This is a genomic window from Sinomicrobium soli, assembly GCF_003285545.1.
In the GTDB taxonomy this organism is placed as follows: Bacteria; Bacteroidota; Bacteroidia; order Flavobacteriales; family Flavobacteriaceae; genus Sinomicrobium.
The window spans coordinates 52,562-70,749 of the sequence record NZ_QLNV01000004.1 but is presented as its reverse complement, the minus strand read 5'-3'; the positions used below and the strand labels follow the sequence as shown (position 1 = coordinate 70,749).

The 18,188-nt window shown below is 48.3% G+C and carries 14 protein-coding genes; 5 read left to right on the top strand and 9 right to left on the bottom strand.

The genetic code is table 11. The features are described from left to right. Nucleotides 1-133: 133 nt before the first annotated feature. The 4 genes from DN748_RS05975 to DN748_RS05960 all read left to right on the top strand — a co-directional run bounded on the left by DN748_RS05975 (nucleotide 134) and on the right by DN748_RS05960 (nucleotide 4,027). Entirely contained in the window at nucleotides 134-1,321 is a 1,188-nt protein-coding gene (locus tag DN748_RS05975) for a pyridoxal phosphate-dependent aminotransferase (RefSeq protein ID WP_112371142.1), read from the top strand. Between the two features lie 181 nt (nucleotides 1,322-1,502). Continuing rightward, nucleotides 1,503-2,240: a bifunctional demethylmenaquinone methyltransferase/2-methoxy-6-polyprenyl-1,4-benzoquinol methylase UbiE gene (gene ubiE, locus DN748_RS05970; protein ID WP_112370877.1), complete on the top strand. Its 738-nt coding sequence runs from the start codon at nucleotides 1,503-1,505 to the stop codon at nucleotides 2,238-2,240. Nucleotides 2,241-2,260: 20 nt separating this feature from the next. Continuing rightward, nucleotides 2,261-2,983, top strand: a complete 723-nt coding sequence (gene porT / locus DN748_RS05965; RefSeq protein ID WP_112370876.1) for a type IX secretion/gliding motility protein PorT/SprT — start codon at nucleotides 2,261-2,263, stop codon at nucleotides 2,981-2,983. Nucleotides 2,984-3,112: 129 nt separating this feature from the next. Further along, nucleotides 3,113-4,027, top strand: coding sequence for a site-specific tyrosine recombinase (locus DN748_RS05960; protein WP_112370875.1), 915 nt, complete (start codon nucleotides 3,113-3,115; stop codon nucleotides 4,025-4,027). Between the two features lie 90 nt (nucleotides 4,028-4,117). Here the strand turns inward: DN748_RS05960 and DN748_RS05955 are convergent, their stop codons facing one another. The 3 genes from DN748_RS05955 to DN748_RS05945 form a co-directional block, all read right to left on the bottom strand. Further along, entirely contained in the window at nucleotides 4,118-5,293 is a 1,176-nt protein-coding gene (locus tag DN748_RS05955; RefSeq protein WP_236636801.1) for a DmpA family aminopeptidase, read from the bottom strand. Between the two features lie 30 nt (nucleotides 5,294-5,323). Then, a complete protein-coding gene (locus DN748_RS05950) occupies nucleotides 5,324-6,688 on the bottom strand; it encodes a serine hydrolase domain-containing protein (protein WP_112370874.1) in 1,365 nt (454 codons plus the stop codon). A gap of 262 nt (nucleotides 6,689-6,950) precedes the next feature. Next, nucleotides 6,951-7,736 (bottom strand): aspartate/glutamate racemase family protein, encoded by a 786-nt coding sequence (locus DN748_RS05945; RefSeq protein WP_112370873.1) that lies wholly within the window; start codon nucleotides 7,734-7,736, stop codon nucleotides 6,951-6,953. Between the two features lie 327 nt (nucleotides 7,737-8,063). On the opposite strand from DN748_RS05945, the gene pdxR reads away from it, so the two are divergent. Then, entirely contained in the window at nucleotides 8,064-9,572 is a 1,509-nt protein-coding gene (gene pdxR, locus DN748_RS05940; RefSeq protein WP_112370872.1) for a MocR-like pyridoxine biosynthesis transcription factor PdxR, read from the top strand. Between the two features lie 12 nt (nucleotides 9,573-9,584). Here pdxR and DN748_RS05935 read toward each other — a convergent pair whose 3' ends face one another. The 6 genes from DN748_RS05935 to DN748_RS05910 all read right to left on the bottom strand — a co-directional run bounded on the left by DN748_RS05935 (nucleotide 9,585) and on the right by DN748_RS05910 (nucleotide 18,186). Then, complete coding sequence (locus DN748_RS05935; protein WP_112371140.1) at nucleotides 9,585-10,877, bottom strand: dicarboxylate/amino acid:cation symporter; 1,293 nt, start codon at nucleotides 10,875-10,877, stop codon at nucleotides 9,585-9,587. Nucleotides 10,878-10,939: 62 nt separating this feature from the next. After that, a complete protein-coding gene (locus DN748_RS05930) occupies nucleotides 10,940-13,018 on the bottom strand; it encodes a S9 family peptidase (RefSeq protein WP_112370871.1) in 2,079 nt (692 codons plus the stop codon). A gap of 53 nt (nucleotides 13,019-13,071) precedes the next feature. Next, nucleotides 13,072-14,655, bottom strand: a complete 1,584-nt coding sequence (locus DN748_RS05925) for an N-acyl-D-amino-acid deacylase family protein (RefSeq protein ID WP_112370870.1) — start codon at nucleotides 14,653-14,655, stop codon at nucleotides 13,072-13,074. A 78-nt stretch (nucleotides 14,656-14,733) separates the two neighbouring features. Continuing rightward, the gene (locus DN748_RS05920) at nucleotides 14,734-15,666 is read right to left on the bottom strand and encodes an N-formylglutamate amidohydrolase (protein ID WP_161554486.1); all 933 of its coding nucleotides are present in this window, start codon (nucleotides 15,664-15,666) and stop codon (nucleotides 14,734-14,736) included. A 58-nt stretch (nucleotides 15,667-15,724) separates the two neighbouring features. Further along, nucleotides 15,725-16,291, bottom strand: coding sequence for a hypothetical protein (locus tag DN748_RS05915; protein ID WP_146746564.1), 567 nt, complete (start codon nucleotides 16,289-16,291; stop codon nucleotides 15,725-15,727). Nucleotides 16,292-16,413: 122 nt separating this feature from the next. Continuing rightward, nucleotides 16,414-18,186 (bottom strand): serine hydrolase domain-containing protein, encoded by a 1,773-nt coding sequence (locus DN748_RS05910; protein ID WP_112370867.1) that lies wholly within the window; start codon nucleotides 18,184-18,186, stop codon nucleotides 16,414-16,416. Nucleotides 18,187-18,188 lie beyond the last annotated feature (2 nt).

Sequence of the window (18,188 nt, the reverse complement as noted above, 5' to 3'; positions counted from 1 at the left end):
AGGTGGTGCAATAGGTTATAATTTGGAAAATTATCCTGACGAATCTACGGGAAAAGCCATAATTTCGCATTTCAGATATTTGAATGATACCGGGTTACCGGTACGAACTTTAATAACCGAGAAAACACAACTCATGGAACAAAAGTTATCGGACAGGATCCTTAACATGTCTACTTCTGCCACACTTGCCATGGCAGCCAAAGCCAGGGAATTGAGGGCCGAAGGAAAGGATATCATAGGACTGAGCCTCGGAGAACCGGACTTCAATACCCCGGATTTCATCAAGGAAGCCGCCATACAGGCCATCAATGACAATTATAACAGCTACTCGCCCGTAGACGGCTATGCCGACCTCAAGGAGGCCGTCATTGCCAAGTTTAAACGCGACAACGATCTCACCTACAAACCGGACCAGATCGTCGTTTCTACGGGGGCCAAGCAATCCCTGGCCAATGTGGCACTGGTCATGATAAATCCCGGAGACGAGGTCATCCTGCCGGCTCCGTACTGGGTAAGTTATTCGGATATTGTAAAGATCGCAGAGGGTGTTCCGGTAGAAGTTCCCACATCCATAGAGAACGATTTTAAGATGACCCCGGAGCAGCTCGAAGCTGCCATCACCCCGAAAACCAAAATGCTGTGGTACAGCTCGCCCTGTAATCCCAGCGGTTCGGTATACAGTGAAGAAGAACTCGAAGCCCTGGCGGAAGTATTGCGGAAACACCCGCAGATCTACGTGGTATCGGACGAGATATACGAACACATCAATTTTGCCGGGGGACACGTGAGCATGGCTGCCATTGCAGGAATGTACGACCGTACCGTAACCGTAAACGGAGTGTCCAAGGCTTTTGCCATGACCGGATGGCGTATCGGGTATATCGGCGCCCCGTCGTGGATAGCCCGTGCCTGTAACAAGATGCAGGGACAGATCACCAGCGGGGCCAACTGTATTGCTCAAAGAGCCACTATTACTGCTCTTGAAGCTCCGGTAAGCAAAATACGGTACATGATCGACGAGTTTCACAAGCGAAGGGATCTCGTACTGGAACTGCTGCGGGACATCGATGGTTTCCAGGTGAATGTGCCGGAAGGAGCCTTTTATGTATTCCCAAACATTTCCTCCTTTTTCGGTAAAACACTGAAAGGCCGTAAGATAGAGAATGCTTCCGACTTTTCCCTGTACCTCCTGGAGCAGGCCAATGTGGCCACCGTTACGGGAGAAGCCTTCGGCAACCCGAACTGTATCCGTATTTCCTATGCGGCTTCGGAGGAAGAACTCCGGGAAGCGCTGCGCAGGATAAAAGAGGCGCTTTCGTAATCACATAGCATTTACATTACTGCTTTTATAAAGAAAAGGCCGGGAAAAAGTGTTCGTATACGAATACAAAACGTTCCGGCCTTTTTAATTCACACCTGCTCCGCACAGGACTGCTTGTGCTTTCCCGAACTTCCGTGATCCTGTCCTCCAAAATATCCCTATCTTTGTCAAAAATTTTCTGATGACTGAAAATGTAACTCCATATAAAGATTCCGAACTCGGAAAAAAGGAGCAGGTAACCCGCATGTTCGATACTATTTCGGGAAAATACGACGGGCTCAACCGGGTGATTTCCTTCGGAATAGATATCAAATGGCGTAAGAAGGTGGTCCGGATCGTCAAAGAATGCCGCCCGGACAGCATCCTCGATATTGCCACGGGTACGGGAGACCTGGCCATCAACCTCGCCCGGACCGGGGCCGGGAAGATCACCGGGCTTGACATTTCCCCGGGTATGCTCGAAGTGGGAAAACGCAAGGTGGAGGAAAAGCAGCTTCAGGACACCATAAGCATGGTTTTGGGGGATAGCGAGAACCTGCCGTTCGCCGATAATACCTTCGATGCCATCACCGTAGCTTTCGGAGTGCGGAACTTCGAGAACCTGGAAAAAGGGCTCGGTGAAATATTAAGAGTACTGAAACCGGGGGGGCGTTTTGTGATCCTGGAAACCTCCGTACCTTCAAAAACACCGTACAAACAGGGGTACAGATTATATACCAGGCACATTCTTCCGTTTATCGGAAAACTGTTCTCCAAAGACCGTTCGGCCTATGCCTATCTTTCGGAATCAGCTTCCGTATTTCCATACGGAGAAAAACTGAACAATATTTTGAACAAAACAGGGTTTATAGATGTACGGCATCATCCCCAGACCCTGGGGGTCGCTACCATATACGTGGCCTCAAAACAGCAGCATTAACCACCGTAAAACCCAAGCGTATGAACAGGACACTGCTCGGCTTTATCTTCCTGATGGCAAGTCACAACGCATTTTCACAATTCAGGGAAAATCCGCTGATCAACCTGGAAAACTTTGATAAGCAACCTGTTCACTGGGGTTATTTCCTCGGGATCAATCAATACGGTTTCGATTTCGACTACAAGGAACTGGACGATAACGCTAACCGGGAAATACAGGTCAGCAGAAATATCGGGTTTAACGTGGGACTGATAGGAGATCTCCGCATCAACGATTATATGAACCTCCGCCTCGAACCCGGGCTGTATTACAACCAAAGGGACCTGCACTATTTCGGAATAAGAAACAACGACGGCTCCTTTAACGCAGAGGAGGGTATCAAGGAAGTAAAATCCACCTATATCCATGTTCCGCTATTGCTCAAAGTAGGCACCAAGCGGCTGGGCAACATCAAACCCTATATTGTGGGCGGAATTTCAGGAGCCATCAACCTCGGGAGTAATGCCGACAGTAAGGAAGATATAGGGGATGGTAAATTCCGGATGAAAAAACACGCCTATTTCTACGAGATAGGGTTCGGTATCGATTTTTACCTGTACTATTTTAAGTTTTCACCGTCTATCAGGGGCGTTTTTGCACTGAGCGACGAACATATACCGGATAATGAACCGGACAGTCCGTATACCGGCAATATCAACAATATGTACAGCCGTGGTATTTTCCTGAACCTCACTTTTGAATGATTGGGTTAAACAGGTTAATAAGTTATTGAGTTATTAGGTTATTCAGACAACACTCAATAACTCATTAACCTAATAACCCAATAACTTAACAACCCAATAACTTAACAACCAAAACACTATCTTTACCCCGTGAAATGGGAACAGGCACTTAAGGATTTCAGGCACTACCTGCAGATAGAGAGAGGGTTATCTGCCAACTCCCTGGAAAACTACGCCCTCGACGTAAAAAAGCTGATGGGCTACCTGCAGGAGCATTCCATCACCATCTCCCCGCTCCGGATCCCGCCGGAAACCCTGCAACAATTCGTTTACGATACCGCACGGACCATCAATGCCAGTTCACAGGCAAGGTTGCTCTCCGGCCTGCGCAGTTTTTTTAATTACCTGGTATTTGAAGGATACCGGGAAGACAATCCCATGGAGCTGATAGAGTCGCCGAAAACCGGGCGTAAGCTTCCCGATACGTTGTCACAGGAAGATATAGACCGAGTCATAGGGGCCATAGACCTCAGCAGCCCGGAAGGTGAGCGAAACCGCGCCATGCTGGAAACACTTTACAGTTGCGGCCTTCGGGTTTCCGAACTTACGGCACTGAGGATTTCCGACCTTTTCTTCGACGAAGGGTTTATCAGGGTTACGGGAAAAGGAGACAAACAGCGCTTTGTTCCCATCGCCCCGGCCACACAGAAACTCATTCGAATATATAAAAATGAAATAAGGGTACATTTTCGCGCACAGAAGGGGCACGAAGACATACTGTTTCTCAACCGCAGGGGCAGGCAGCTGACCAGGGCGATGATCTTTACCATTGTAAAGCAGCTTGCCGAAAAAATAAACCTGGGAAAACGCATCAGCCCGCATACCTTTCGCCATTCCTTTGCCACCCACCTGCTCCAGAACGGCGCCGACCTGAGGGCCATCCAGCAAATGCTGGGACACGAAAGCATCACCACCACCGAAATATACATGCATACCGACCGCTCACAACTCGCCGGGATCATGAAGAGGTTTCACCCGAGGGGGGAACAGAAAGGTCCTGCCTGAAAGCAATACAACATTAGCGATACCCCTTTTCTGTAATGATTGTAATGTTTTTCACCCCTATGCTTAATTTTTATTTCAAGACATTATATCTTATTTTTCCGCGGCCCGGGGCAGGCTGTCATGATACAGGGCGTGATATTTTTTCAATACCGAAAGCACTTCGGGAAGGGGCAGGGCCTTGATGGCATGCCCCCGGTACCCCTTCATGTCTTCTGCCATAAACAACGAATTGTAAATGGCTTCTTCGGTGGCTTCCAGTACCGCCAGGAAAAGCGGCGACATCTCGTCGTTGTGAAGTACGGGCGGGGTCATCGGTTTTTCCGGGGCATCATGGGGCACAAAGGTGTCCGGATTTGCCGAAAATGCGATAGAATAATCTCCGCTGCCGTTTGAAGAGAACGATCCGACCGCTCCGAAAGCCAGGTAGGAACGCCGTGCCAGGCGCTTCAGGTTCCGTTCAGACAGCGGGGCATCCGTGGCAATAATGATCATACAGGACCCATCGGCAACATAAGGGTCTTTTTCCATCATATAGAAATTTTTCAGTTCCCGTCCTACCGGCGCACCGTTTATCCGCAGCACTCCGCCAAAATTGGACTGTACCAGGACGCCTACCGTATATCCTCCCTTAGACGGAGGCAGTACGCGGGACGAGGTACCGATCCCCCCTTTAAAACCCAGTGCCCGTGTTCCGGTGCCCGCACCTGTGTTTCCCTCGGCAACGGCACCGTCCGAGGCCGAATGGAGCGCTGCCAGCACGTCTGACCGCGTTACATGCCTTCCCCGGATATCGTTGAGGTAACCATCGTTGGTCTCACCTACAACACTGTTCACCGAACGTATGGTTTCATTCCCCGGAAGTGCCAGTATATAATCCAGCAGGCCATCGGCTGTAGCAGGTACGCTCAGGGTATTGGTCAGTGCGATGGGTGTTTCCAGTGTCCCCAGTTCCTCGATCTGGGACAACCCGATAGATTTGCCAAAGCCATTACCCACGTATACCGCTGCCGGTACTTTCTGTTGAAAGATATTCCCCTGGTGCGGAATAATGACAGTAACCCCGGTTCGTACGGAGTCGCCCCTGACCAATGTAGTATGCCCCACCGTTACTCCCGGAACATCGGTAATGGCGTTCCATTTTCCGGTTGGCAGGATACCGGTCTCAAGGCCAAAATCCCTTGCCCGGCCACGCTCACCAGTCTCCTGTGCCGAGATATCCACGGCACACATAGCACATAGTAAAACAAGCCATTTCATTTTCATCATCCTGTTGGTTTTAGAGATTTTTAATACGTCCTAATCTGCCAGATAAGACAATAAAGCATTGTACACACGGCTGCCGTTATCGCCATTGGTCATGATAACCACCCCGTTACCTGTTTCGGGATTATAATCCGAGACGCATCTGAAGCCGTTACTATTCGAGCCGGTATGACCTATACGCAATCCCGAATCCAGGCTGTCGATACGCAGCCCCAGACCGAAATGTCTTGTTCCTGTGGCCGTCCTGTCACGACGGGGCAGTATCTCAGTACTGTGTATATCCTGCTGGGGGGAAGTCATCTTCCTCCATAGTTCTTCCCCCAGAGAATGGGGGGCCGAACGGTCGGTTTTCATCAGTTCCAGAAGGAAACGGGCATATTCCACAGGGGTGGTATACAGGGTAAAGGCCGTATTGACTTCCTTATAGGTCCGCCTTTTCTTGCGTTTTACTTCTCCTTTTTTATTATGGCCGTCAGCATAAGTGTTTTTATATTCTCCCTGCCAGATGTAATGACTGTGAGGCATTCCTGCAGGTTTTAACAGGGATCGGTACAACAGCTTGTCGAATGCTTCGGCAGAATTGTCGATCTCCAGTATTTTTTCTACGGTCTTCTGTAAAAACAATATCCCTTCTCCGGAGTATTTATGTTCCGTTCCGGGTTCGAAAAGAACGGGGATGGGGCCGCCCTTCTTCCTGCCTCCCGGACGCCAGTTGGGAAAGCCGGAAGTGTGGGTCAGAACCATACGTGCCGTTATTTTACGGTGCTCCGGGTCTTCGGTATAGTCTTTTCCGAGGTACTCTACCAGTGGGGTATCCAGGTCCAGTTCACCCTGTTCTGCCAATCTCAGGGCAAAATAGGCGAATACCGGTTTAGACATGGAACAGGCCTCAAATACGGAAGAAACATCGACGCGGGCTTGCGGGTCTGCACTGTTCTTCAGGCCATACTGCAGGTCTGATGCCACTCTCCGGTTTTTGATGAGGGCAATCGAAACACCCGGAACATCATTGGCTATCATGACCCGGGGCGCCACCAGGCCGGCAAGTGCTTCGGGAGACATCTCTTTATAATTCCGGAAACCGGCAGGCAGTTCTTTTCCGACTTCTACCGTTTCCCCGTAGCGTTCCACGATCAATGTGTTCTCCCTGTTCTTCTTCACGGCAGAGAAAACGATATCCCGCCCCCGAACGCGCCAGCGCCCCTCCCCGTCAGCTTCTATCAGGGAAACATTTTTTCCCATACTGAAACGGTCCGACTCTATACGGATTTCCGCATTATCGGTCAACTTATAATTCCCTTGCAGTTCCTTTAAATCCGTTATGGTTGCGTTCTGTGCATATATACCGGAATAAAGGAAAAATCCCAGACCCGGCAGTATGTATTTGAATATCTTCATTTAGTTTATTAGTTGTTAGTTCTTAGTTTGGTCAAATGTCATCCTGAGCGCAGTCCCCGCCAGCGGGACTTTCTTCTGAATGACAACTTCCGACTCCCGACCATCCCGTCGTTTGCAAACTAATGATCTGTTTAAAATGTATTCATGTTCTTTTCATTTGCCGAGCATTCTATTTCAGTGCTTCCCCGGTTCTGTACTGTATCCGAACTACTTGTTCATTTCAACAACCACCTCTCCGGTTTCGGTGACAATCCTTTTTGTATTAAAGAGCATTGCAAGACTCCCTTCCGGGGGCATGAAAAGGTTTTAACTTATCCGCATCTACACGCCGGACCAGGGCCCTTGCCAGCACATTGGTCGGGTTGATGACCGTAAGCCCCTTTACAGTATCGGTTTTAATGACAAGGGGAATTTCGGTACACCCCAGTATCACGGCTTCCGCACCCCGGCTCTTCAGGTAATCGATAGCCATGTCCAGGTTTTTTCCGGCCTGGGGATGGAAAGGGCGGGCAGTGGATTTTATGCCGTATTCCGGATGATATATTGCCGGGTGCACAATTTCTTCCTGTATCCGGGACGACGGTTCAACGGATTCGTACCCATTGGCCTCCAGGGCATTCGTATAGAGCTTATATTTATAGGTCCCGGTAGTGGAAAGCACGCCGATCTTTTTAAAATGTGAAAAATGCACCTTGATAAAATCTATGGTCTCATCAATCATGTGAAGCACTTCTATCTGACTCCCGTTTTTATCCAGCTCTTCCATGATTACGGAGAATATTCCCGGGGAATGGGCCGTATTACAGGGAATTCCCGCCACTGTTGCTCCAAGAGCTTCTAATGTGACAATGATTTCTGCCATATCGTACCCCGGATTTTTGGTGGTGTGCCCGAGAAGGAACTCTGTTCTGTCCTCAATATTTGAAGACAGTGAAAACAACAGGCTGTTTATATACTCCTGGTCTTTTTTGGCCAGGGTATTGTCGTATATGCTTTCTAAAAGGTTAACGCCTGCATAAGGTCCGATACCTCCCACTATGCCAATCATTTACAACATTTTTCCGGGGCTGTAGGGAGGTCGGCAACCTTCAGTTCCCTTACATAACGGCCCAATATTAAAAGAAATAATTTCATCAGGTATAGTTTTTAATGAACTTGATGTATTAAAATGAATTCCTGCTCTACGGGATTCCCGTAATCACATGCAGGTTGGCTGAATGCTTATTGAGAAACCTGACAGATATATTTCAGTATGTACCGGATCAAATTATCCCTAACATCCTTCAGATGGTAATTTGGTGTTGTTTAAAAACAAAATAACCTAAATGTTTCCTATATTTGATAGTCCAATTTTTTTAAAATAGGTATACCAATCATGTATTACAATTTCAAAAATCTGCTCTTTAAGGACGGTTTTATGGAGCACCGGAACAATAAAAGTGTATATTACAATCTCTACAATGCCTTGAAAAATGCCATAATGAACAAGGAAATACCGGATAATTTCAAGTTGCCCCCATCCAGGATTATGGCAAAGGACCTCAGTTTGTCCAGGAGTACGGTGATTAAGGCTTATGAGTTGCTGGTACTTGAAAATCTTGTGGTTTCCAGACAGGGGTCAGGTTATTACACCAATAAGCTCCGGGACGATTTCAATGTTAAAGACGGGATGACGCTGCAAAAAAAAGAGCCTAAGGTATATCCCAAAATTTCAAAACTCGGAAAATCATTTATTCAGAATTCAGATTTCAATGTAGGGGAAAATGACCCGGGATCGGTTTGCTTCAGGCCCGGCCTGCCCCCCTTAGATCTGTTTCCGACAATGATCTGGCAGAAACTGACCAACGAATACTGGAAGCATGTCAAGTATTCCGATCTGTCTTACTCCGACTCCCTTGGAATGGAATCGCTCAGAGCAAACATTGCGAAATACCTTAAAATATACAGGAATATAAGCTGCGATCCCAATCAAATCGTCATTACCACCGGTTCTTTGCATTCACTCTCCCTGATTTCCAGGGCAATACTGAACACCAAAGACTCCGTTGTCCTCGAAAATCCGACATATAAAAAAGCGTATAACCTGTTTAAGAGCTTAAGAGCGAATATTCATACTGCAGACCTGAGTGATGACAATTTTAATATTTCTTCCCTGGACGACATAGCGTCCAAACTTCTGTACGTCATCCCCTCAAATCAATATCCCTCCGGAAAAAGAATGTCTTTGAACCGCCGAAGGGAATTACTGGATCTTGCCGCAAGGAAGAATATACTGATCGTAGAAGATGACTACGACCATGAGTTTAGCAACTGGGACAAACCCATTTCGTCCATTTTCAGTCTGGACATCAATGACAGCGTGGTTTACCTGGGAACTTTCAACAAATTATTACACCCTTCATTAAGGTTGGGATATATGATCATTCCCAAATTCCTTATCAGTCCGATAACCGCAATAAGTAAACAGACCTTCAGGTTCGTCCCTCCAAGTCTGCAAAATGTAATGGCACAGTTTATTTCGAATGATTACCTGAACAAGCATTTGCGAAAAGTCATCAAAACATCCAACCAGAGAAAACTCGTTTTTATCAATCACTTCGAAACCCTGTTCAAGGGCGAAATAAAACTGGAGATCAACAATACCGGTTTACATATCATCGGCATCTTAAAAGATCATATCAAGGATTTTGAATTCTGCAATTATTTACTGGAGAACAACATAATAACCTTTCCCTTAAGCAGTTATTATGTCAGTGATGATTACAGCAGAAACGGCCTGGTCATGGGATACTGCGCTGTCAATAAAATACGGATAAAGAAAACACTGGACAAGATGTATACCCTTTACCTGGAGTACCTGTCTGATAACGCTCAACCCCATTAACTTCCCGAAACATTAATGCTCCGGTTCTCCCAGCTTCCCTACCGATTTGGCCACTACCGTAGCCACGGTGGCATCGCCGGTAACATTGATCGCAGTCCTGCACATGTCCAGTATCCTGTCCACGGAAAGGATCAGGGCTATGCCCAAAGGAAGTTTCTCCGGTGGAAAATTGATCGACTGCAAGACGATGATCAGCATGATCATACCCACTCCCGGAACCCCCGCGGTCCCGACAGAAGCCAGCAATGCCGTAAACACTATGGTCAGCTGATCGGAAAAAGTGATGTCGAAATGAAGCGCCTCACAGATAAAAATCGTAGCCACCGCCTGATAGAGACTCGTCCCATCCATATTGATCGTGGCTCCCACAGGCAATACAAAACTGCTCACCTCTTCATCCACACCGATATACTCCTGAACCCGTTCCATATTGACAGGAAGGGCCGCCGCACTCGAACTCGTGGAAAAAGCCAGAAGCTGTACAGGGCTTATCTGTTTCAGAAACCACAAAGGGTTCTTTTTCACATAAAGACCGATGATGAGCATATAGACCACCACCATCAGGGCAAGGGCACCGATCACCGTAAGCGAATACTTCAGCAGGGCAAGCAGCACATCCGCATCATCCGTACCCACCACCACATTGGCCAGCAGCGCAAAAACCGCTATGGGAGCTATTTTGATAATCAGGTCCACCATTTTCAGGATCGCATCATTCAGGCTGTCGAAGAAACGCTTTAAAGGCCGGGCCTTGTCATCCCCGATAAGGAGCAGGCTAACGCCCAGAAGCATCGTAAAGAAGATCACCTGCAGCATCTGCCCGTTGTCGCTCAATGCCGAGAAAATATTATCCGGGACGATATCCACGAGAAATTCCACAAAGTTCTTCCCCCGGGCCTCGCTCTCACTGATACGCGCACTGACCATGCCCGTGGTTTCAGAATCGCTGGTAAGACGGGTGATGGTCTCTTCCGATATTCCCGAACCCGGCTTTATAATATTGGCCAGGCCAAGACCAATGACAATCGCACAGAGCGTGGTGACCGTATACAACACCATCGTGCGAAGGCCGATACTCGACAACCGGGAAATATCTTTCATCTCGGAGATCCCCTTGATCAGGGAGGCAACGATAAGCGGAATGGCTATGAGCTTCAGAAGATTGATAAACAATTCCCCGAAAGGGTAGACCCAGTGTTCGATAAAGGGTTGGCCCCAGGTGTATTTCCCAAGAACAAGCCCGAAAATACCCCCCAGAACCATCCCGATGATAATCTGCCAGTGCAGTGCTATTTTTATTTTCATCCGTTCCCGATTAACCGGGCCCGTGACAATATCAAAAAATATCACACCGGGCCCGGTATCCTTTATTTTTTAAGTTGTCTGTCGAAAAAGTCCACCGTGGCTTTACTGATCTTCAACAGGTTTTCGTGCAGCATCCAGTGATGGGTATCATCGGGAATGACCAGGCTTTCGAAATACACTCCCTTTTTTTCCAATCGCTGTGCCAGGTCAATACTATGTCCAAATCCCACATTTCTGTCGTCATCGGCATGGATCAGGAGTACGGGGGAAGTCCATGTTTTCACATGGGCAACAGGAGAAGATTTCCAGGATACGCGATCGGTGAGATCGGTGTCAGGGGTAGTTTTGTAGACGGATTTCGGCACCCTGTTATGTACGCCGTGTATATCGACACCGGCAGCAAACAGGTCTGAATTTTTACCCAGGGCCAACGCGGTCAGATACCCTCCGTAAGACCCTCCGTATACCCCGATCCTTTTGGGGTCTATACCTTTCCGCTTGGCCAGCCACTCTCCTGCAGCCTGTATATCCTGGTATTCCGACGCCCCGTAACTTCCTGCTTTCCGGGGTCTGTCAAAATCATAGCCATACCCTATTCCGAGCCGGTAATTTACAGAGAGCACTACATAACCTTGATTGGCCAGATACTGGTTTAAGGCATAGGTATGCGCATAATACCCCCGGTGGTCCCAGGCCAGCATCATCTGCCTGTTAGGTCCGCCATGCACAAATACTATGGCGGGTTTTTTATTTCCTCCCTTTTTATTGTCGAACAGCTGTCCGTGTATTTTTGTCCCGTCTTTTGAGGCAAAAATCACCTGCTCGGGGGTTACCATCATATCGCGGGGCAGGTTATCCGGGATATATTCCGCACCGATAAGCACTATGTCATTATCCTTCAATAGTGCTGGCAGTGCAGGCCGGCCGGGTGTAGAACTCAGAAATGCCACCGTATTCTCCAGAAAGACGGGACTTGTCTCGGCTCCGTCTCCCTGCGTCAACAGCTCCATGTCGGGTTTATCCACCGACACCACACCGATATGCCTTCGGTCTATATCCCCGGCTGTCTTCCCGGTGTTGGCACTGAATATCAGCTGGTCTCCCTTTTCATTCAGGCTTATTTCCTCTACCATAAAATCTCCCGGAGTCAGTAAAAGCTCTTTTCCCCCGTTTGAGGGAACCGCATATAAATGCTGCCATCCGTCGTGATACGAGCGGAACACTATCCTGTCGTTAGCCGCCCACTGCAATGACCTCCCCAAACTGCTTACGAATCCCGCTTTCCGGTTTTTCGGAGCTTTCCATATCACTTTCGATCCGGATCCCGACAGGTTTGCAACCCTTATTTCCCAATCCCAGGAACTGTATTTCAGTTTCACATTTCCCGGTCTGCGTATAAAAACGACAGAGTTTCCGTCCGGGGACCACCTGGGGTACATATCTTGTGAGAAGCCCGGCGATATCCATTGAAGCGACTGTTTTCCCAACTCGTAAACGCCGATAAAGGAATGCGATTCCCTATGCGAAGTAAATACTATTTTCCTTCCGTCGGGAGACCATTCGAGGTGCCTTACATTCCCGTTATCCGCAAAGAGTTTTTCTGCCTTTCCGCTGCCGTCAATATTCACAATCCACCTTTCATCCGACTTTATAAAAACGACCTTATCGCTATTCGGGGATACCACGGGATAACTGCCCCTGGCCGCCAGTAATACCGGCTCTCCACCTGTAAAAGGCACACTCCACACCTGTACCCTCGCTTCCTCGACTTCCGATCCCGGGTTTACCGGTTGTGAGGCCGACCAATTCCCCCCGTGGTCACCACCCCTTACATAAACCACCCATTTCCCGTCTTTGGAAATCGACAGCTGGGTGATCTCCTGGCCGTCATCTTCGAGATAAGGGGTCAATCGCCTCGGTTTAAAATCAGGTGCCTCGGCCACATATACATTTCTCTTCCCCTCTTCGTTAAATGTCCAGGCAAGCTTGTCTTTATTACCGGTGAGATTTGCAGGCTCCGGATAGCTCAGAAAAGACTCCAGGCCGGCCTGCCCGAACAGGCAGGCCATTCCCAGAAACAGGAATACCCCAAAAAACAACTGACTTAATTTTAGTCTCCGGTTAGAACTGTGATGATTCATTTTTTTGTTTTGGTTTAATTTTCGGATATCGTATAAAATACACTTTGTCGCTTTCAGTTATATTTCAAAGCCTGTCCGCTTAATATACCTTCCCACTTTCCCCGTCTGATGACCACTTGTCCGTTCACCAATACGCAATCCATTCCCGAGGCCAGTTGCAGGCCATCTTCAAACGTACTGTTGGCTTTAATGTTTTTGGGATCAAACAGCACGATGTCGGCATAATATCCCTCTTTGATCAGGCCTCTTTTTTTTATACCCATTGTCTGTGCGGTCAGATACGAAGACTTATGGATGGCCCGGGACATACTGATCACCTTGCGGTTGCCGACGTATTCTTCCAGCACCCGGGCAAAAGAACCAAAGCCCCGCGGATGCCCGGTCCCTCCGTCCGAACCGATCATTACCCAGGGCTGTTGCATAAAACGCTCCACATCTTCTTCTATCATCATAAAAGAAAATACGGACGGAGAACTTTCCTTGCAGATCTCAATCACCGCTTCTTCAGGGGTCATATTCCATTCTCTTGCTATTTGTTCCAGGGTTTTCCCGTTATACTGTGCTTCCCTGCTTGAAAGCATGAATTTCCCGGGGTCTGCCGTACGCGCCTGAATAGATGCCTGAATACCTTTCAGAATGGAGTCTCTTAATTCCTGCCGGCCAAACCGGGGGCGCATCGCCTTGACGCCTCCATCCCGCGCCCATGCGGGTATCAAGGCAGAACTTAAGCCGGTATTCGAAGCTATATAAGGATATAGGTTGGCCGTAACTTCCAGGCCTCCGGCCCGGGCCTCATCGATCATGCGAACCAGTTCAACACTTTTTCCCCATGCCTTGGGCCCTGCCACCTTGATATGCGAAATATGTGCGTGGATACCTGCTTTCTCCGCAATCTCCAACACTTCTTTGACCGAGTTGACCACCCCGATATTTTGCGAGCCTTCATCGCGCTGATGCGTATCGTATATCCCTCCATGTGCAGCGGCTACTTTGGCCAATGCAATCACTTCTTCCGTCGTTGAATAAAAACCGGGAGTGTAAAACAGCCCCGTAGACAGGCCGAATGCCCCTTCTTTCATTCCCCGGTCTACCATACCCTTCATGATTTCCATTTCCTCACCGGAAGGCTGCACATCCCTGTATCCCAGTACTTTTCGCCTTATGGTATTGTGCCCTACAAACAATGCTGCGTTCGGACCTATTCCCGTCTCTCCCCATTCGTCCAGGGTCTTTCCTACCGGCCAGGGACTACTGCCGTCATTCCCTTCAAAAACCGTGGTTACCCCCTGCATCAATGCCCGCAATAGCGCGCGTTCCTTCTTGTCTTTATGATTGAGCTGACGTTTGTAATGCGTATGCGGATCGATAAACCCGGGAGCCAGATAGCGCCCTTTTCCGTTTATCACCGTTTTGGCTTTAAGGGCTTCTGACGACTTTCCGACATAAGCTATGCGATCGCCTCTTACCCCCACATCATACCGTACCGAGTCTTTTCCGCTACCGTCAAAGACATATGCTCCCTTAATGAGGATATCAAAATCCTCGTTTTTTACGTCATTGCTGTTTTGCGCCCATACCGATAAAGACAACAGAAAGGCGGTTGCCGGAATTAATATATTGATGTTAATATTTCTCATAATAGTGACTGTTATTGCCCCCCTTGTTACACGATTGAAAATATCCTGACCCTGGCCCTGGTGTTCATCAAACAAAGATTACAGGTCCAGCTTATCGATAAAGTCGAAATAGGCCCGGGCCAGAGATTGTGCAAAGGCCCTGATATTTGCCCTGGAATCCCTTGCCTTTCTGTAATGCATTTCGATCTGTAAACCAAATACATCGGGATAATCGGGTGAGGTATATCTGCGCGTATTATATCCGCCGCTAAAAAAAGACTCGTCCTCTGCCGGGTGAGGGTCCTGCACGGCCGGCGTGGCCGGAATACCTTCGCGGTATATATACGTTCCGAAAGCATGCTTGCCAAAAAGCAGCTCCCATATATCTGCATCGGGATGCTTCTTTATATAATTGGCCATCGAAGATTTGGCCGCATACTTTTTCAGGTCTTCCCGTTTAAAGGCTTTCTGCAGATCTCCTTTTGTCAGGGAGTACCCCAGTTCCAGGCGTTGGTTGGAGTGTCCGTGCCCGTGTAAGTCGATATAGAACGCATATCCGAATTTCCGTACGGCATGGGCCAGGGCCGAATCGGCAGCCGAATGAAAATTATGCCAGGCCTGCATACCTTTTTCATCTCCACAGGCGGCATAATGGAGGTCCCTGTTCTGGTCCACCTTACTACGGGCAACATGATTGATAATAATATACGGTTGCTTATTGTACTTTTCCTGAAAAACTTCCCTGATAAAACGGGATACCTCCTGCGTATAACTATCAGTTCCCCGGACTATACGCCCCCTGTCATCCTTGCACGTGCGGTCGGCCATCCCTTCGGGTTTTTTCGCACCTCCATGCGGAACAGTGATAACCAGCGGAATATCTCCCGTGATAACTTCTGTCCATTCATCTTCATCAAAATAAACCTGTCCTGCTTCCCAGCCGGAGATATCCAGCTGCATGGTTCCCTGTGCCGGAGCAAATGTAAAACTCAGCGCCCCGATCAATAGTATCAGTACCGATCTGCTTTTCATATTTTGTATTGTTTTCATCGTCTGTTCAAATTGATAACAATTCTTTTGTCTTTTCTTATTAGTTTCCCACAGTAATCAGGTCGAGCTTTATATAGCCCTGTTCCCCTTCCCTGATCTCTACAACCTTAAAAGCAGCATACACTCCTTCCCGGTAGATGGATTTGAAATAGATCATTTCATTTTCCTTTAGCCTTCTCAGCCGGTGACTACTCGGGCCATGCGCCCCCCTGTCGTAATCAGGCCTGTTTTCCACAGTTTTCAACCCGGCTTCAAAAGCCTGGCGCAACTGCCCTGCCGTCTGTATCTCTTTAAAGATCTTCCGCTGTTCACGCGTATTCTCCACAGCGATAAAAGTCCCCCGGTTAAGCTCGGTCCATTCGTGCAACCTGTCCCGGTACCGCCTGCCGAAATAATCCCTGGAACGTGAAGAAACCGCCATAATATTCGATTTCGTATTCTTTCCATAACCATAAAGCATATCTACCTGATCCTGAACGGCCGTTGCCTCATCAAGGGTATACACCTTTCCCCTTCGCAGGTCCACAAAACCGCCATAAGCCGCACGGCTGTCCTGCCCCCCTACAGTCACCGTCTTTCTGTAAACAGACCGGGTCTCCTGTGCCAAAGCCGGTAAAGAGTATAAACAGACCACTGTAAAAACCAATATATTAATACCGATAATCTTCATATTATTATGATAATGATTGAATATGTTTCTTTTGCTTTCCACTGTAAACCGGGTTGAACTCATTGCTCGGCCGCCACTTTAAAATCGATCGCTATTTCACCGTTAAAACCTTCCTCAATACTGCTTATACGGCCTATAGCCAGGATTTCCTGTTCCTCCGAACCGATAAGCGACAATATTCCCTTCTCTCTCGAATTGATGAGCAGGAACACCATATCCCCGATTTTCAGACCTTGGATACGGGCATTGGGGCCGTGAACCCAACGCTTGTACCCTTTTCTTTTTCCTACCTCTTTCAGCGCCTTGTCATAAGCCTGCCTCAACTGCCGGTTATTACGGATTTCCTCAAATACCTTCCTGTTTTCACGGCTGTCTTCCAGGGCGACCAGTTCACCCCGGTTTTTATGGGTCCATGCTTCATACACTTTCTCCTTATACCTCGTACCGAAAAACTGTATCCCTTCGCTGGCCGGCACCATAAGGGTTGCCCCCGTATTTTTTCCGTAAGTATACAGCAGATCTACTTCCGGCTGATGAGCGGAAGCTTCCTTTAGTGTCAGCACTTTCCCTTTTTTCATATCGACAAAATTACCCCGGGATGCCCGTATGCCATGTCCTCCCAATACCAGGGAAAAACGCTCCACCGGTACTTCCCCTGTTTCGGGGGCTTCGGAGGGGGTACTTTCGATAAAACGATCGTACAGGATACTCATGATCCGCGACCTGAAATCGGGGTCTGCCGGGATAAAACCGCTGCTTATCATAACGAGCCCATATTTTTTTTCAGGGTCGAACATCATACCGCTGTTCAGTCCGTACGCCGAACCGGTATGCCCGATAAGTTCCGTTCCCGGGACCATGACTCCCCCATCGTTCCGAAGGGCATAGCCGTAACTTCTCTTACTATCCATCCGGGCCCGCATTTGCTGCATTTTCTTAGCGCTCTCCCTTGTCATAACCTGTACATCGCCCAGGCGGCCGTAGTTCATGTGCATCATCATATATTTTGCCAGGTCAGGAGCCGATATCTTCATCCCTCCCGTGGGGGAAAGGGTGGCTGCACTGTATCCCATTTTGTAATCTTTAAGCCTGTCATCGAGTTTTCGGTATGCCGGAGATTTTTTGTATTCTCCGGTTTCCCGGTCGTACCGGTAGAGCTGTGCAAAAAGGCTGGCATCGAGCGTTCCGGGCAGATAACCTCCGTACAGCCCCAGCGGATCGAGGATATTTTCCTTGATATACAAGTCAAAACGCCGGCCCGATATGCGCTCTATGATGGCCCCGATGGTATTATAGCCCAGGTTACAGTATTGATATTTTTCGCCCGGAGCATAATCCGCATAGCTTTTTGCCCAGTCTTCATTGACCTCCGGGTTAATAATATCCAGGCTGCCGTAACGCTGTTTGTCTGTAAGGGAAGACGTATGTGTCAAGAGCATCTCCAGGGTAATGGGCCGATCGGGGAATTTGGGATTGCGCACGGGAAAACCGATCAGGTCGCTCACATCGTCATCAAGGGACAATTTTCCCTGTTCCAGCAACTGCATGACGGCAATGGCGGAGAAAGACTTGGAAATGGAGGCAATGCGGAAAAGATCGTCTTCCTCAAGGGGTATCTTCTTGTCCTTGTCTTTCCAGCCAAAACTGTTTTTATAGATCACCTCATTGTCTTTTACCACGACTACGGCCAAACCTACCGCTTCGTATTTTTCCATCTCCTCCCGGAGGCGTTCTTCTATACTTTGTGCATATGCAACAGTTTGAAAGATGCATAAAACAATCATGCTACATGCTGTGGCCGCCCGTAGCAGCCCCTGTCGGAAGCTTTTCATGG

Coding starts and splice junctions, on each gene's coding strand:
- DN748_RS05975 (WP_112371142.1), top strand. CDS start 134: ATGGAACAAAAGTTATCGGACAGGATCCTTAACATGTCTACTTCTGCC.
- ubiE (WP_112370877.1), top strand. CDS start 1,503: ATGACTGAAAATGTAACTCCATATAAAGATTCCGAACTCGGAAAAAAG.
- porT (WP_112370876.1), top strand. CDS start 2,261: ATGAACAGGACACTGCTCGGCTTTATCTTCCTGATGGCAAGTCACAAC.
- DN748_RS05955 (WP_236636801.1), bottom strand. CDS start 5,293: ATGATGAAAATGAAATGGCTTGTTTTACTATGTGCTATGTGTGCCGTG.
- DN748_RS05950 (WP_112370874.1), bottom strand. CDS start 6,688: ATGAAGATATTCAAATACATACTGCCGGGTCTGGGATTTTTCCTTTAT.
- DN748_RS05945 (WP_112370873.1), bottom strand. CDS start 7,736: ATGATTGGCATAGTGGGAGGTATCGGACCTTATGCAGGCGTTAACCTT.
- pdxR (WP_112370872.1), top strand. CDS start 8,064: ATGTATTACAATTTCAAAAATCTGCTCTTTAAGGACGGTTTTATGGAG.
- DN748_RS05935 (WP_112371140.1), bottom strand. CDS start 10,877: ATGAAAATAAAAATAGCACTGCACTGGCAGATTATCATCGGGATGGTT.
- DN748_RS05930 (WP_112370871.1), bottom strand. CDS start 13,018: ATGAATCATCACAGTTCTAACCGGAGACTAAAATTAAGTCAGTTGTTT.
- DN748_RS05925 (WP_112370870.1), bottom strand. CDS start 14,655: ATGAGAAATATTAACATCAATATATTAATTCCGGCAACCGCCTTTCTG.
- DN748_RS05920 (WP_161554486.1), bottom strand. CDS start 15,666: ATGAAAAGCAGATCGGTACTGATACTATTGATCGGGGCGCTGAGTTTT.
- DN748_RS05910 (WP_112370867.1), bottom strand. CDS start 18,186: ATGAAAAGCTTCCGACAGGGGCTGCTACGGGCGGCCACAGCATGTAGC.